Source organism: Dethiosulfatarculus sandiegensis (assembly GCF_000931935.2).
Taxonomy (GTDB): domain Bacteria; phylum Desulfobacterota; class Desulfarculia; order Desulfarculales; family Desulfarculaceae; genus Dethiosulfatarculus; species Dethiosulfatarculus sandiegensis.
Genome location: NZ_AZAC01000014.1, coordinates 14,996 through 31,010, shown reverse-complemented (window position 1 = coordinate 31,010; position 16,015 = coordinate 14,996). Strand labels below are relative to the sequence as shown.

Annotated in this window: 10 protein-coding genes; 6 read left to right on the top strand and 4 right to left on the bottom strand. The window is 50.7% G+C overall.

The window, feature by feature from the left end; all coding sequences use genetic code 11:
* Positions 1 to 69 precede the first annotated feature (69 nt).
* Positions 70 to 1,986 (bottom strand): tetratricopeptide repeat protein, encoded by a 1,917-nt coding sequence (locus X474_RS09905; protein ID WP_044348606.1) that lies wholly within the window; start codon positions 1,984 to 1,986, stop codon positions 70 to 72.
* A gap of 683 nt (positions 1,987 to 2,669) precedes the next feature.
* Between X474_RS09905 and X474_RS09900 the strand changes: the two genes are divergently transcribed.
* A complete protein-coding gene (locus X474_RS09900) occupies positions 2,670 to 3,524 on the top strand; it encodes an aminotransferase class I/II-fold pyridoxal phosphate-dependent enzyme (protein ID WP_082464283.1) in 855 nt (284 codons plus the stop codon).
* Positions 3,525 to 3,685: 161 nt separating this feature from the next.
* Here the strand turns inward: X474_RS09900 and X474_RS09895 are convergent, their stop codons facing one another.
* Positions 3,686 to 4,456 carry a response regulator gene (locus tag X474_RS09895; RefSeq protein ID WP_052515071.1) on the bottom strand — a complete coding sequence of 257 codons (771 nt, stop codon included), beginning with the start codon at positions 4,454 to 4,456 and terminating at the stop codon, positions 3,686 to 3,688.
* Positions 4,450 to 6,303 (bottom strand): PAS domain-containing protein, encoded by a 1,854-nt coding sequence (locus tag X474_RS09890; protein WP_044348604.1) that lies wholly within the window; start codon positions 6,301 to 6,303, stop codon positions 4,450 to 4,452. The genes X474_RS09895 and X474_RS09890 overlap by 7 nt, the downstream gene beginning before the upstream one ends.
* A gap of 570 nt (positions 6,304 to 6,873) precedes the next feature.
* Here X474_RS09890 and X474_RS09885 point away from each other — a divergent pair.
* The 5 genes from X474_RS09885 to X474_RS09860 all read left to right on the top strand — a co-directional run bounded on the left by X474_RS09885 (position 6,874) and on the right by X474_RS09860 (position 13,670).
* The gene (locus tag X474_RS09885; protein ID WP_052515070.1) at positions 6,874 to 7,749 is read left to right on the top strand and encodes a PAS and helix-turn-helix domain-containing protein; all 876 of its coding nucleotides are present in this window, start codon (positions 6,874 to 6,876) and stop codon (positions 7,747 to 7,749) included.
* Between the two features lie 454 nt (positions 7,750 to 8,203).
* Complete coding sequence (locus X474_RS09880; RefSeq protein WP_044348602.1) at positions 8,204 to 9,154, top strand: TAXI family TRAP transporter solute-binding subunit; 951 nt, start codon at positions 8,204 to 8,206, stop codon at positions 9,152 to 9,154.
* A 187-nt stretch (positions 9,155 to 9,341) separates the two neighbouring features.
* Positions 9,342 to 11,225, top strand: coding sequence for a TRAP transporter permease (locus tag X474_RS09875; RefSeq protein WP_082464282.1), 1,884 nt, complete (start codon positions 9,342 to 9,344; stop codon positions 11,223 to 11,225).
* On the top strand, positions 11,218 to 12,375 hold the full coding sequence (locus X474_RS09870) for a DUF362 domain-containing protein (RefSeq protein ID WP_044348600.1): 1,158 nt from the start codon (positions 11,218 to 11,220) through the stop codon (positions 12,373 to 12,375). Before X474_RS09875 ends, X474_RS09870 begins: the two co-directional genes overlap by 8 nt.
* A gap of 737 nt (positions 12,376 to 13,112) precedes the next feature.
* Positions 13,113 to 13,670 (top strand): hypothetical protein, encoded by a 558-nt coding sequence (locus X474_RS09860; protein WP_044348596.1) that lies wholly within the window; start codon positions 13,113 to 13,115, stop codon positions 13,668 to 13,670.
* 466 nt (positions 13,671 to 14,136) lie between these two features.
* Here the strand turns inward: X474_RS09860 and X474_RS09855 are convergent, their stop codons facing one another.
* Positions 14,137 to 15,690, bottom strand: a complete 1,554-nt coding sequence (locus X474_RS09855; RefSeq protein ID WP_044348594.1) for a histidine kinase N-terminal 7TM domain-containing diguanylate cyclase — start codon at positions 15,688 to 15,690, stop codon at positions 14,137 to 14,139.
* Between the last annotated feature and the right edge of the window lie 325 nt (positions 15,691 to 16,015).

Sequence of the window (16,015 nt, the reverse complement as noted above, 5' to 3'; positions counted from 1 at the left end):
AGTGTAAAACCAGCCCTGAAATGGTTTTAGAACGCTGGTCCGACCATTGGCCCGCAAGGTTGGCTCAAGCTACTTTTCCACCACCATGAAGGTCTTTATCTCACCTCTTTTCTGCAATTTTCGCCCCTGGTCCCTGGCCTTTTCATAAGATGTAAAGGGGCCCAAAAGAATCCGGTACCATTTTCCCCTTGAACCAAGATCCAAATGTTCCAAAAAGCAATCAGCGCCTTTTCTCTGCCAAACCCTTCTGGCCGAGAGGGCATCGGTCAAACTCCTGAACGAGGCTATCTGCAAATAAGGGGCGTGAACCTTTTGCTGTTCTTCACGAGACCTTACTGATTCGCTGGTGGGTTTCTCAGGTAACCGGTCCTGATCCAGAGGAGCCCTGAACACTTTTGTTTGCCCTGATTTTGAAGAGTCTGTGGGAAAAGCGACCCGTATGCTGGGAGTTTTTTCCTGCTTCTTGGGAGACAGGTCTCTCGGCTGATCCTTTGAGGCGGCAACCACATTTTGATTGGGTTGCGGCGCTTTTTTTGTATCAGGTGCAAGCGACGGCTGCACAGGTTCTTTATCGGGAGATGCCTTTTGAGAAGGCTTTCCCGGCAAGGAAGCAACCCGGAATCCAGATATCTTGGGCGTATCTTCGCTGGTTTTGGGGGCTGTTCTGTTATGCAGAGCAGCCTTTTGGGACGCCTTCTTCTTGGCATTTTCCGAAGGCTTTGAAGCGTCTTTAAATACTACCGGCTTAGTCCCAGGGAAATCGGACTTGGTTTTGGGCTCAGCTTTTTTGACAGGTTTATTGACTCTAGGGGCGGCAAGGCCCCCACCTTCATTTGTCCCCTTGGCCAAAATCCAGGGAGGCGGGGCGGAAATATCCTGTTCACTTATGGGGATCTCTTGCCTTTTATCAGGTTTTTGAAATAAAGACGGGTCTTTTTTTCTAGAAGCTGAAACCTTTTCTGGTTTGAGAGTGGTTTTACTCCCAACCAAGGCCGGTTCTCTAACCAAAAGATACTCTTCCAAAGCAACCAAATCTTCCCTTTTCAGAGATAAAAAACTCTCTAAAAGCCACTTTCTGGTTTCCGGATTTTTACCGCCGAGTTGCAAGGCTTTTTGCAGACTCACCACAGCCTCGGCATGGCTCCCCCTTAATTTCTGAATCAATCCCAGGGTGTTCCACAGATTTGATTCATAGGGCGACAACACGGTCGCCCTATGGGCCAAACTCTCGGCCCGCTTAAGGTCGGACTGTTGGGCCGCCAGGGCCCAGGCCAGATTATTCAACATTTTGGGGTTGGTGGGGTCCAGGCCCAAAGCTTTTTCATAGGACCTGACAGCCTCTTTTTTTTTCCCCATTTTCCATAAAAAGGAGGCCCGGTTGCTGATCAAAACCGGGTCCAGCGGGGTCCAATAAAGGGCCTTGTCCACTGCCTCCAAGGCTCCCGGCCAGTCCCTTTCGCCAACCTTGATCACACTTAAGAGACGCCACCCGGCTATGTGATCAGGGTTCAACTCAAGATCGCCGGCCAAGGCTTCTTGGGCTTCCTTAAAACGGTTCTGCCGAAAAAGCGCCCCTGCCTGACGAAAATATTTGTCAGTGGTGGCCCTTATCCAGGCCCGTCCCTGGTTAAGGGATAAGGGACCTTTCATCTCTCCCGGATTCAACTCCAAGGCCGCTTTACGCAAACCGGGCTCCATATCAACCGGCTTGAGGCAATAGGTGTGATCCATAACCTTATCCGGATTAGCCCTGGACCTGGTGCGGGCAAGCTCTACAAAGTCCTCGCCGCTGTCCAGGCTTTGCTGTACTGCCTGGGCCTCTGCCGGATCAGCCACCCAAAACACACGCAGACATTTTTTCTGATCTACATTCAAAGCCGGATTAGTGTTTAGCGGGGCCGGAGCTGTTCCCTTGCCACAGCCGGAAAAGGCCATAAGAAAGAATAAAAGCAGCAAGCCAACCCGGCTCTTTGAGTAGATCTTCATGAAAGCCTCTTGAATTAAAGGAATTTTAAAAGCAAGCACCTCTTAGGCTCAACCAGGTGAATGCCCACCATTTTCCCAGGCAAATTCAAAAATAAAGGGCCGGTTGGCTTTTCAATAAAAATAACCGTTTTGAGACCCTTATATTTATGGTCTCACTATATATACCCTGAGGCTCAAGTCAAGAGCCCGTCCAGCGGGTTCCACAAATCTCCCCAAACCGGGCCTAGGCAGGGAATGATGTCAGTGTAAATATAAAAATCCTATAAATTAAGCGTGTTAGTCAAAAAAACGGACCAAGCTAAATCCTTACTTTAAATGAAGGGTTTTGGCATCATGGGGCCAAATACCGAGACCGGATCATCCATGGGCCAACCGGCCGTAAACTTGCTGTTTTTTCCCGGCAGGGATGAAAAATCCCGCCAAGCTGTTTTACTTTAAAAAATCAAGGAGAAGAAATGTCCGCCTATGATCCTATTAAGGCCATGTACGAGGTAAGGCGGGAGTTTGGCGAGCACGGCGGTGTCACCCCTCGATTGCCCGTTCCTCCACCTTCACAGTCCTTGACCCGGGTATTATGCCTGAAATATTTGAGGACCTGGCGGACCTGACAAAGGAGGGTGCTTCCTATACAGCCGCCACTTCAACCCCACAGTTGATGTGCCTTCACGCTATCTTGCGGCCATATGGAAGGTACAGAGGCCGCGGTATGCACAGCCAGCGGCATGTCGGCTATTTCAAGCGCTTTATTGCAGATATGCCATCAAGGAGATGAAAGCATTGCCAGCCACACCATCTTGGGCATCACCACCACCTTTGTAAATCCAACAGATGTAAGCGCATTTGAAAAGGCCATCACGCAAAAGACCAAAATTTTTTACGTTGAGGCCATGGCCAACCCCACCCTGACGGTTGCCGACCTTCCAGCCCTGGCTGATCTGGCCCATAAAAACGGAATCAAACTGGTGGTGGACAACGCCTTTACTCCACTTATGATATCTCCCATAAATCAGCGCGCGGATGTGGTGGTCCATTCCCTGACCAAATTCATCAACGGAGCCAGCGACATTATCGGAGGGGCAATCTGCGCCAGCAAAGAATTCATCCTCGAGCTAATGGACCTGCATCGGGGGGGGGCTATGCTTTTAGGGCCAACCATGGACCCCAGGGCGGCCTTTGACGTGATCCAGCGCCTGCCTCCTCTGGGGATCAGAATCAAGGAGCACTGCCTAAGGGCCCTGGCAATGGCAAAGCACTTGAAAAGCCTTTTCGCACCGGTGTACTACCCCGGCCTGGCGGACCACCCTCAACATGACCTATTAAAAAAAATAGCCAACCCTGAGTTTGGCTTTGGCGGTATACTGGCCCTGGATTGCAGAACCACTTTACGAGCCGAAAGACTTTTGGCCATTTTACAAAATCAGGAGAAATTCGGCTTGATCGTGGTTTCACTGGGGTATTGCGACACCCTTATATCCTGCTCGGGCAGTTCAACCTCGTCTGAAATACCGCCTGAGGACCAGGCCGATATGGGTCTGTAACCAGGATTGGTGCGCATCTCGGTCGGTCACACCGGTAAATTGGAAGACCAGATCATTTCTCTGGAAAAAGCGGTCAAGGCAGCCGGTGTGATCTGATCAGGCGCGAAAACCACCTGAGATGCCCGGTTCGGGACAGGCGATGCCGTCACGAACCGGGTTTATTACCTTTGGATCAGGTTTTTTGCCTCTTCCTCCGGACGATAGGGCAGTATTCTGACTACCCAGTCCTCTTCTCTTATCCCCTCCGGATGGGAAACAAGCTCTTCATTGAGCTCCAGAACCCGCCCCCCCAAAGGCATGAAAACCCGGTGTTCACCGTCAGCGCATATCAGCTTAAACCCGGGCAATCCCTGTTCAATCGAATTACCCGGTCCAGGAGCCTTGATCTCGCCCACTTTGGAAATGCTGGTCAGAAAACTGTTGCGCACCCCAATTTCGACCTGACCGTCCTGGTTCAGTCGACTCCAGGAGTGCCCGGGTAAAACCAGGCGTTCGCCGGTCTTAAGGCCTTTAGGGCTTGAATTAACCAATTCTCGAAAAACAGGCACATGCCCCTTTTGACTACGCCTAAAGACCCGGTTAACGGAATCCAGAAGTTCATTTCGGGTAAAGGGCTTGGGCAGATAATCCCAGGCGCCCTGATGCAGCGACCGTAAAGCCGAGGAGATGGTGGGATATCCGGTTATCATGATCGTCGGAATTTTAAGACCCTTTTCATGCATGGCCCTTAAAAACGACAACCCATCCATTTCAGGCATCATGAGATCGCTCAGAATCAGGTCCATCTGCTTTTGGGCGAGTATCCCGAGGGCATCTACGCCATAAAAAACATCAATAATTTCGTGCCCATAACGCCTCAAGATACGACGTATGGCCACATGAACCACCTTTTCGTCATCCAAGACAAGAATAGTGCCGCCCGGTCTTAACATTTTTGCTCATCCCGAGCACGGCGTTTTTCCAGGGGAAGCCTGACAATAAAACGCGCGCCACTCCCCGGAGCATTTTCCAGGCTCACAGTTCCGCCATGCTGAGAGACAATATTCTGCACCACGCTCAAGCCGAAACCATTCCCTTTGTGACCTTTGGAAGTAACAAAAGGCTCAAAAATCGTATCTATCAAGGCGGGATCCACGCCCGGACCCTGGTCTTGCACCCACACTTCCACCTGGACGCCGTCTTCTGAAACACCGGTTCCGAGTGTAATGGCACCCTGGTTTTCCATGGCTTCGGCCGCATTTATTATAAGATTTAAGAGCACCTGTTCCATCTGATTGGGGTCAAAATTACCCAGGGCATGATCCCCATTCAGCTCTAAAATAAAATCAATATCCTGAAAAGCGGCCTGTTTTTGCAAAAGAGAAAGGCATCTTTTCACTACTGTGTTCAGGCTGGAAGTGACATACCTACCCACCCCCAAACGGGCGAAATCCAAAAGATGAGAAACAATCTCCCGACAACGCATAGCCTCGTGAATCAAAAAATCATAGTCCGCAATAACAGGGTCATTGGGGTCTTGCTCCAAGGCATCCTGCTTAAGTTCCTCTGCGAAACTCAACACCCCGGTGAGGGGGTTATTGATCTCATGGGCCACCGAGGCGGCCAGCTTGCCAATCGCCGCCATGCGCTCGGACCTTATCAGCGCCTTTTGCAGCCACTTTTCCTCAGACATATCGCGGCTGATGGAACAGATGCCTGTAACATCCCCCCGATAATTGAAAAGAGGGAAACGGGCCGTATCCAGGTGCCTGCTCTTGCCGCCTATGTTAAGCGCTTCCTGACGCCGCACGAACTCGTTTTTGGTCAGGACTTGCTGATCCTGCTTGGTAAGCACTCCTGCCAGGTGGGGGTCGAAAATTTCCTCGTCCGTGCGGCCGATCAGGTCCATGGGGTTCATGCCGAAAAGGGCCGCAGCCTGATCATTGATCACCAGATAACGACCTTCGTTATCCTTCATGGTGATCATGTCGTGGGCATTTTCCACAAAGTGACGGAAAAGCTGCTCACTTTCCTTAACCTCTCTGGCCTGCACCACCATTTCGTCAATGGGGCGGGCAGTCTCCACAATATGTACTATCTCGCCGTCATCATCAAAGATAGGCGTGATGATAACCCGATAATAGGTGTGATTGGTCTTACCGTCCAAGTCCATGAAAATAAGCTGCACCGGGCTCGCAGTAACGCAGACTTCTTCCAGGGAACACCTGATATCGAGCCTTCGTCCTTCAGCATCCCTCCGGCAAAACGGATCTCTGTACCCGCCCTCACCAACCAGATCCTCAGGTGTGAGGCCCGTGTATTCCCGCAACCTGGCATTTGCCCAGCGCACCTGCAGATCCTGGTCCAGGACGATTATGGCATCGGGCAGGGAGTCAAAACACTTCTGCAACTTATCGTGCTCGGCCTGCATCTGGTCGTCCAGTTCATCCCTCAGGGCAAGCTCCTCCTGCAGTTCACAGGCGATATCACTCATATCCCTGAAGACCTGGGCCATTTTACGATCCATTATGCGAACTTCAGGAGAAAGGCGTTCTTTGACTTCAGGCAGGCGGGTCTTGTCCAGGACAATAACCATATCCAGATCAGGTTGATCCAGGGCCGCATCCATATCAGTATAGGTGGGCACCCCCAATTCCCGCGCCAATAACACTCCAGAGGCGTTTGGAGCGGATTCGGCGATACAGACAATATCCACTGTAAAGCAATGCAGGCGCTTATGCGCCCAAAGCTCCAGAATGATCCGGCACAGGTTACCTCCGCCTATGATGGCTGTTTTCATTATCAAAACTCCCCTTTGATCAGCTCAAAAAACGGCCCGAAAAATCGCTCTAAACCTTGATCAAAAATCAGATGTAAACAATCAAAAAAGCGGCCTGCCTGACCGTACGGCCTGGCTCAAAATTTCTTCTAACCTCATATTCTCCCCCAATGATTTGCCGGGCGCAAGGGAACAAACATATCCCAAAAACCGATATGAATAATAAAATAGAGATTTTAAGCAATTTCCCTCTGAGATGAAACAACAATTTAACAAAGGACGCGCACCCGGAACCCTGAAATATTTTTGAAATGTTCCTAAGTATCATCGGCTGACAGAAGGCCAAACAGCGGCGCAAATGAAAAAACCACCTAATACTTGGAAAAAGTCCTCCCGCAAAAAGCTGTCACCCCCCAACCAAGTGAAACATTTCCGAAGGCAAAAGAATAATTTCTGTCACCGCCGGGTTTCTTTTTTTGCTCTATTCGGGTTAAGGCCACCTGCTTTAGCTTGTATTCAGGCCCAAGCAGAGATAAAATTCAGCTCGTCTTTTTTGGTTCTTGCCCCTTTCATGCCCATGGGAGACTGGTCATGGGAACCATGCTAAAGCCCGCAAATAATCGTTTTTTTATCGGCGACCAAGAGATGTACAATCTTAACGAACTGGCCATGGAACACTGTCCCATGGGCATCGTGGTTGTCTCTTTCCAGGGAGAGATCCTTTTTGCCAATACCCATGCCAGGATGCTTTTCGCACCGGAACACGCTCCTCACCAGGATCAGTCACATCTTTTAAAGCAGGTTTTCGATCCCTTTCAACTCCCGGTAAGGGTGGTGAAAAAGACGGGTCAACCTGTTTTTGGAGTTGAAAAACACCTGGAAGGACAGGATGGCCGCCGCCTTATTCTCTCCATAAACGCAAGCCCGATACTCGAAAACGGTCAAAACCCTTGGGCCATGACCGCTACTTTGGAAGACATTACCGAGCGTAAATTTGCAGATGAAGACCGGGAACAAATGGTTAAAGAACGCACCGAACAGTCCCGGCAAATGGAAGAACTGAACAGTGCGCTCAGGGTTCTTTTAGCACAAAGGGAGCAGGACAAAGAAGAATTTGAAGCCAAAATCATCTCCAATCTACACAGTTTGGTGTTGCCGTATCTTGCCAAACTCAGCGACAGTCCCATGGTTGGAGAGCAAAGAATGTTCCTCAAGGTGGCCCTGGCCAACTTAACCGACATATTCAGCAGCTTCAGCAGCACCATGGCAGCCAAGACCTATAACTTCACTCCCCGTGAAATCCAGGTTGCCTCACTGGTCCGTCAGGGAAAAACCAACAAGGGCATAGCGGAATTGCTCAGGCTGAGTGTGCGCAGTGTGGAGACTCATCGCCGGGCCATACGAAAAAAACTGGGGCTGACTGGTAAAAACCAGAATCTGCGGTCATACTTATCCTCCTTAAAATAATGCGTAGATTTACTACGCATTATTTACCCAATAAAACCCCAACATCGTAAAGCCTTTTTGTTGTAAAGTCTTTGGCGGTTTGAAAAATCGTTTCAAACGGTTTAATTATCAGCAAAAAGGACCGTTGCTTGTGCCTGTTGCGCACAGAGGCTCCCGACACACGAATTCGCGGGAGAGTGTTCACAACTACCAATTGGTCAAAAGCTGTTTATGTCAAAAGAGTTTTTAAATTATGTGTCATTAAATAGTAGATTCTATTTGCCTTGGGAAGGCAATCACCGCAAAATCGCAGCCGGTGCATGGGCGGCCAGGTGAAAACAGTTTCTGAAAACAAATAAGATAGAGAGGCTCCCGGCTGATTTGAGAGGCCCTTTTCAGCCAGGCGCCTTTTGCAAAATACGGGGCGCAGGCAAGCGTTACCGCAGACACCACTTCAACAGAGCAGGGAGATATCATGAAAAAGCTAATTGTCTTGACAGCAGCGGCTCTGATAGTCGCCGCCATGGCGACCCAGGGCCTGGCCGAGACCAGGATCGCCTTAAAGAGTGCGCGTCAGGCATCTACTTATTACGCCTTTTCCGTGGGCGTGGCCAACGGCATCATGAAGGGTGCGCCGGACGTAAAGGTGACCGTGGAAAGCAGCCCCGGCTCCATGGTCAATGTGAAGGAAAGCAGAAAGCGCAGCAACTATATCTTCACCTCCCCTCCTATTCTTATTAAGTCAGCCCTCGCCGGTAAAGGTAAATTCAAAGAAGGCGGCTACGATCAGATCCGCTCCCTGTGGCCCCTGCCCGGTCTGGTCATGCATTGGGTGGTCACAGAACAAAGCGGCGTGAAAACCTTGCAAGATCTGGCCGGCAAAAAATTTATCCCCGGTGGCGCGGGAACAGCCGGAGCCCGTTTCACCAAGGGTATTTTAAAAGCCGAAGGTATTTTGGATAAGGTTGACCTTATCACCGTGGACCTGGGCGAAGGCGTACAGGCTGTGAAAAACAGAAGGGCCGTGGGCTTCTCCACCTCCAGCTCGCCTCCGGCCGCCCTGGTGACCGAGATCAGCGCCACCTTGCCGATCAGGCTTTTGGAACTCTCTGATGAGACCTATGCCAAGGTCTCCAAAAAGTTTGCCCGCTATGTCATCCCGGCAGGCACCTACAAGGGTGTGGACAAAGACACCAAGACCATCAGCCTTCTGGTTGGTGTGTACACCAAGGCCGACATGCCCGAAGACGTAGTCTACAACATCACCAAGTCCTTCTGGGAAAATCGACCGGTATGGGAAAAGGCTCACCCCGCCATGGCCCTTCTGAAGATGGAGGGGGTTAATTCCCTGGGAGCCAAACTGCATCCCGGTGCTTTGAAATATTATAAGGAGATCGGTTTTAAGCTGGATGACGCAGTGAAGTAAGACAAAAGCTGCCCGTTGTTTGCCCGGCAGGCCGATCGTAAACAGCCTGCCGGGCAAACCTGAAATCAAAAGGCCGAAGCGGCCTTGCTTAATTCCATACTAATAAAGCGGGTAGTAATCCAAGGCCCTCATTTCCCTATCTTTAATCCGCCCGGGACAGGCAGTTCCAGGCCCGGAGGATACTTACATGCGAGCTGGAATGCACGGCCTTTTTCTCCTGGCCGTATCGATAATTTTCGTTTTCTTTCACTTAATGTTACCGGTGTACGCCTTTTTACCGAACATCCAGGAAAGGGCGATTCACCTTGCCCTGGCCGTTATCCTGGTGTTTTGGGGACTCAAAAAGAAAGATCGAACCGCTCTTGACTGGGTGATTGACTCGGCTTTTGCCCTCACAGGCGTGGGCATCTGCGTCTATATGGTGTCCAACTACTACCAGATCATGGACCAGTACGGCATTGCCGAGAACCAGATGCAAGTGGTGATGGGACTCACCCTGGTGGTGGTTATCCTGGAAATGGCCCGCCGCGCAGTACGCCCGGCCCTTCCCATAATCGCCTCTTTATTTCTTTTATACGCAATTTTCGGGCACCATATTCCCGGCACCTTTGGCCATCCGGAATACAGTCTGGAAACCTTAAGCTCCTCACTTTTCCTGACCACCGGCGGGCTTTGGGGCCAACTTTTGGGAGTAAGCGCCAATATCATAGCCATCTTTGTATTTCTAGGCGCCTTTATTGTCCATTCCGGCGGCGGCACCGGCTTTATGAAGATAGCCATTCGCCTGGCCGGAAAATTTAAGGGAGGCCCGGCCAAGGTCGCCACCGTGTCGTCGGCCCTGTTTGGCTCCATCTCGGGTTCCGCCAGTGCCAATGTGGCTTCCACCGGCTCCTTCACCATCCCCATGATGAAGCGCCTGGGATACAATCCGGCCCTGGCCGGAGCAGTGGAAGCGGTGGCGTCGACCGGCGGTCAAATCATGCCCCCCATTATGGGTGCGGGCGCCTTTGTCATGGCCGAGCTGGTGCAGACCCCTTATCTGGAGATCGCCGCCGCAGCCTCCTTGCCGGCCATTTTATACTTTGTGGCCGTTACCTTGGGCATACACTTTTACGCGGGCAAGTCCGGATACTTGGGAATGGGTGACGACAGCATTCCGGGGTGGGGCGAGACATTAAAGGCCAGCACCTTTTTCCTTATCCCCTTTGGCATGCTGGCCTACTGGCTGCTTCAACGCTACACCCCCCAGTACGCTGCGTTTTGGGCGGTTCTCACCACCTTTTTCCTGGCCTTTTTTGATACGGACTGGCATCTGGACCTGTCCCACCTCTGGGAAAAATATCATCAGGCCATTCTTACCGGCGCCCGCCAGGCCTCGGTGATCGCAGCCATCTGCGCCTGTGCCCAGATCATTGTCTCGGTCATCGCCATGACCGGCGTAGGCGTCAAGTTCACCACCTCCATACTCTCAGTAACAGGGGACAGCCTCTTCCTGGCCCTTTTACTGGTTGGACTTACCAGTATTATTCTGGGCATGGAGGTTCCCACCACTGCCGCCTATATCGTAGCTGTGGTGGTCGGCGGTCCGGTTTTGGCCGATCTGGGGGTTCCCCTGGTGGCCGCTCATTTGTTTGTTTTTTATCTGGCCATTTTGTCGGCAATCACCCCGCCCATCTGCGGTGCCATATTCATTGCCGCCGGCATGGCCGACGCCAATTGGACAGAAACCGCCAAACTGGGCCTGAAACTGGCCTATGCGGCATTTCTGCTACCCTTTCTTTTTGCCTACAACCCCAGCCTGGTTCTTGTCGGAACCCCGGTTGAGATTCTCTTTTCCGGGCTTAAAAGCCTCCTTTGCCTGACCCTGCTCTCAGCGGGTTTCATGGGCTATTTCCGGGGAGAGCTGAAGATCTTGGAAAGAATCCTGATCATCACCGCAGGCTGCCTGTTCATCCCCGCCTTCTGGTGGGTAAACCTTTTAGGCGCCGTTATCGGAGGTTGGTTGTGGTTTTCCACCGGAAAAAGGGAGTCATCCCCTCTTCCGCTCTCGGAGACTAACCCTAATGCTTAAACACCATGTAACAGTAACCCAGGGCAAAGACCCCTACAACACGACCCAAAAAGCGCTCGAGCTGCTTGATCCACCGGACTTGAAAGGCAAAAGGGTGCTCTTAAAGCCCAACGCCTCCAGGCTTTTGCCCTACACTTCCGGCGCCAATACCAACCCCCGGGTGGTGGAGGCGGTGATAGACTATTGCCGGGATCTGGGGGCCAGGGAGGTGGCCATCGGTGAAAGCCCCATTACCGGAGTCAAGGTCACTGAAGTCTATGAAAAGACCGGAATCGCCTCCATGGCCGCAAAAAAAGGCGTACCACTTTTGGACTTTGATGCGGAGCCCTATCAGATAATCAATATTCCCCGGGGCAAGGTGGTAAACCGAATAAAAGTCACCTGGCATTGGGCGGATTTCGACTTTATCATCTCTATTCCGGTGATGAAGACCCATATGCACACCAAGGTGACCCTTTCGGTGAAAAACATGAAAGGCATGCTCTGGCGCAGGCAAAAGGTGGCTTTTCACCAGATACATGCGCCAAAGACAATCACCGGAGGCGCTAAGGAACTGGATATGGCAATCAGCGACATGTCCACTATCTTGTATCCGGACATGGCTGTAATTGACGGCACCATCGGCATGCAGGGTCTTGGCCCAGGTGCAGGCGAACCCAAAGGCGCCGGCCTTGTTGTAGCAGGTCATGAAGCCCTGGCAGCGGATTGGATTGCCTGCCGGCTTATGGATATTGAGCCGAGCGAAGTGCCTCACCTCAGTTTTTCGGCCAAGGACCGCGGGATTGATTGCGGGGAAATCAAGTGCCTTCCCGACGATTACCTTAAGTTCAAAACCCCCTTTGCCAAGCCCCCGGAGAAAATTTCTTTCCGCTATCCCGGGGTCAAGGTGCACGACAAGGACTCTTGCAGCGCCTGCCAGAACACCCTTTATCTTTTTCTGGAGCGCTATCACCACAAATTGGGGCTCAACCTGGATACAGACCCGACCCTGCATCTGGCTCTGGGAAAAGGTGTGGCCAACCTGCCCAAAGGCACCATTTACTTAGGCAACTGCTGCTGCTATATGCCGGAAGCGGAAAACGGAATCCCGATCTCCGGTTGTCCGCCGGTGGCCAGCCAAATCTGGGACAAACTAAAACCCAATTCCTGATCTTAAAAGACAAAACAAACCCGCCAGCGTAGATTTGCATGGCGGGTTTGTTTTGACAATAAATCGCAGCCTTTTTCGTTTTTCCCCTGTTCAAGCCCCTGGCCGCAAGGTTTCAAACCATATCTTCACAAAGAATAATCGGTTATCTGTGTCCGTACCCGCCGCGTCCGTATCCGCGTCCTGGACCTCGCCCATACCAGTATCCGCGTCCGGGGCCGGGCTTAATCACCACTGCGGGCGGCCTTCTATAGGGCCGCACCACCCTGGGGCCAGGGTAATAAAACGGTGAGATAACCACAGGCCACGCAACACCGGGGCCGCGGTAATGTTTAGCCGGGACAACCACACATCCTGCCAAAGCTGTCATGGATAAAACCAATATGAATGTGAGCACCTTGACCATGGTAACTTTCTCCTGACTGTAAGGACGCAAATCCTTACACTGCGGCCCTGTGAAAAGGCCTTCCAGCTTAAGCAAGACTCCCATTTTATTTCCCCGCAAAAAAGCTAAACTGCTTCTTTCTCAATTAAGACGTTTAAGTGCATATTTTTGTTTACAATAAAATAATTTTTTTACATTTTTTTAAAATTTATATAAAAAACAAATAGTTACAGCTTAATTTTCACCACTATAACCATTTTTATAACATTAAAAATAAAAAACTATTTTTCTTGTAAACAAAATAACCAGGCAATACGTCTCCAAAAATAAAAACAAAATTCAAAAGGAGTTAAAAATGAAAAATAGATATTTAAGATATTGTTTACCTGGCTTGATGAGCATCTTGATCATGGCGGCAAGCGTAACTTTGGTACAGGCGGGCGGCCCGCGCAACCACCGGGTTAATGAAATCGTGGCCTATCCCATTGTCCATCACGTTTCACATCGTCAGGCTGTGGTCACAGTCAATGCACCCTTTTTAAGACCCGGCCACGGGCCTGCAGTCCTGGTGATCAATCCGCAAGGACGCCTGAATCTCGCCCCCAGAGGCAGGCTGATCATAAAGGTCGTATACGCCCCGTCTTCCCGGCTTTTCACCCGCGTGGAGCTGGCCAGGGGTTATCACCCCCACCGTGGGTTCAATCTGGTAGTCAATCACATCAGAAACACGGGGCGGTATTTAAACCCGGCTCCCTGTGCGCCTCCCTGTTATAAGCCCCGCCCAAGACCTTGCCCCAGGCCTTTGGTAAGGCGGCCCAGACCCTGCCCCCCTCCCTGCGTCGCCCGAGGACCGGTTTACAAGGGTCGCCCTTATCGCCGGGGACCGCAATACACATACCGGGTTATGAGATGACCCCCCTTAATTACAGCTTTACTCCCTGCGCTGTCCCTACCAGCTTCCCTCCCCAAAACGCCCCGGGCAAACCAACTTGTCCACCCGGGGCGTTTCCCGTCTTAAGTTGTAAAGAAAACATTTTTTCTTAGCCTTAGGTCTCGCGCCTACTTGAAAAGTAAAACCGGTTATCAAAAATCACCCAACTCCTCTTCATGGAGCGCATAACCTTCAATATCAACCCTTGCGCAGCTGCCAAACAACTTAAATTAACTCCTTGAGGCTTTCAGCAGCAGCTTTGCTCTTTTTTAGCGGATAACGGGAAAAGGTTTTTCCGGGGTGGGTCCAAAGAAATAAAAAAAACCGCATTGTCGCGGTTTTAATACAGCAATTTACAGCCCGCTAATGTGGTTGGACAAACTGGGGAAGAAAGCCTTAAACACTGGAAAGTTCAAATTAATTTAACAGGATAGAGCCAAAAGAGTATTCACCGGCTGCCGGTATACAGCACAACTTGGTTGCGGCCTCCGGCCTTGGCCTTATAAAGGGCTTGATCTGCATTGTTTAGCAGTCCGCGCAGGCTGTCCTGATGCATAGTCAGGCTGCCCGCAACTCCGAAACTGGCTGTTACTTTGATGAAGCCTTCCTCATATGGAACTAGATGATGGTGAAGGGCAGAACAGAGCCTTTCTGCAACCTGCCGGGCCTTGGCAGGCAGGGTGTCCGGCAAAAGAACTGCGAACTCCTCCCCACCATAGCGGCCAAACACATCAATATCCCTGATATTATTCGAAATCACCTGTGCCACTTCCTTCAGAACCTGATCCCCCAGGGCATGACCATATTGGTCATTTACATTTTTAAAGTGATCCAGATCCATAATGATCAGAGAAAGAGGCAGGCCGTGACGCTTGGCCCGGCTTATCTCCACCTTGGAAAGTGACAGCAGATAACGGCGGTTGTATATGCCGGTCAACTCATCTGTGGAGGCCATGATTTCCAGCTTCTGCATGAGCTTTACCTGCTCTGTAATGTTACTGAAGGAAAGCATATATCCCAGAGCACGCCCCTTTTTGCTGTTTAACTGAATCAGGCTGGTGCGGTAGAAGGCTGTTTCGCCGTTATTGGTGGTTTCAATATCCAGATGAGCCTCTTGCCTGTTTTTCAAAAGCCCTGCCACTTCCGGATAATTCTGGAAAACAAATGTCGGTCTGTAACCAATCAGGTGATCATTCAATTCAGGCAAAATTCGCTGTGCCGCCGGATTGTAATCGGTCAGCCTGTCTTCCCAATCCAGCACCATTACTCCATCGGCCATATTTTCAAATATGGAATCCCTGGCAATGGGCGCCAGATTCATTAGTTGATAGCGAAAAATACCTATGGCCCAAACCGGTGCTGATAGTGTTATGGCAAAGGGGATTAAATCAATCTTGGGCATGTCGCGCCACAAAATATAAACTATGTAAGCGCTCCAGGGAATGGTGGATGCCACCACCATGGCCATTATCTGTCTGCGGTAAAACGGAGCGGCCTTCAAGTAAAAACGTATATATACAAAGGCTCCCAGGGCGCAGGAAAAATTTATATACACCATGTGCACGTAATACCAAAGGCCCTCTTCAAAGGCCAGAATCCGGTGCCCGTAAGAATATTCAACCCAAGAGGACTGATAGATCAAGCCATGGTGCTGATTGGTCAGCCTAAAGGCCAAAGTCAGAAACGAAAAGAAAAAAACAGTGACTGTCATGCTGGTGGAAAGTCTGCTGTCCCAGCCAATATAACGAAGTGCGACAAGGATATAAAAAGCCGGAATAAAACTGATCCCAAAATACTGCACCTTGCTCCATAAAAGCATGTCCTCAAGGTTTGGACTGGCCAATTCCAGGGCATAGCCCGCGGAATAAATACTTGCCGCGGCAAGCAGCCCCATATAGGGTCCGGCGCAAAGGGCCGTCCTGTGCCGCCAGACATAGAAAATCAGCCCTGTGGTGAAACAGGCCGAGACCAATAACAGAACAATTAGAATCTTAAAATCCATGCAGAAACGCACCCTACCAGGATTTACCCAAATAATCCTTCAGGCGAAGCCCTCCAATAATTCAGGCCATTTTAAATTAGTCTACCGCATCCCGAAAATTCAGAGTATTAAACGACCAAGGCAGGCATAAATTTTGGAAAGTCCTGTACCATATCCACGAGGGCAAATCACCCTCCCTCGGCTTTAACATGTAAAAAGCCGGGATCACCAGGCATTGGCCTTCACGGCAATCTTTCCGGCCTTTGATTAGGTAAACTGTCTCTTACACTATTTTATAACCAAAACCAAGTAACTATACCTATCTTTCATCATTTCGTCAGAGTAG

Coding starts and splice junctions, on each gene's coding strand:
- X474_RS09905 (WP_044348606.1), bottom strand. CDS start 1,986: ATGAAGATCTACTCAAAGAGCCGGGTTGGCTTGCTGCTTTTATTCTTT.
- X474_RS09855 (WP_044348594.1), bottom strand. CDS start 15,690: ATGGATTTTAAGATTCTAATTGTTCTGTTATTGGTCTCGGCCTGTTTC.
- X474_RS09890 (WP_044348604.1), bottom strand. CDS start 6,303: ATGAAAACAGCCATCATAGGCGGAGGTAACCTGTGCCGGATCATTCTG.
- X474_RS09860 (WP_044348596.1), top strand. CDS start 13,113: ATGAAAAATAGATATTTAAGATATTGTTTACCTGGCTTGATGAGCATC.
- X474_RS09900 (WP_082464283.1), top strand. CDS start 2,670: ATGGAAGGTACAGAGGCCGCGGTATGCACAGCCAGCGGCATGTCGGCT.
- X474_RS09895 (WP_052515071.1), bottom strand. CDS start 4,456: ATGTTAAGACCGGGCGGCACTATTCTTGTCTTGGATGACGAAAAGGTG.
- X474_RS09870 (WP_044348600.1), top strand. CDS start 11,218: ATGCTTAAACACCATGTAACAGTAACCCAGGGCAAAGACCCCTACAAC.
- X474_RS09880 (WP_044348602.1), top strand. CDS start 8,204: ATGAAAAAGCTAATTGTCTTGACAGCAGCGGCTCTGATAGTCGCCGCC.
- X474_RS09885 (WP_052515070.1), top strand. CDS start 6,874: ATGGGAACCATGCTAAAGCCCGCAAATAATCGTTTTTTTATCGGCGAC.
- X474_RS09875 (WP_082464282.1), top strand. CDS start 9,342: ATGCGAGCTGGAATGCACGGCCTTTTTCTCCTGGCCGTATCGATAATT.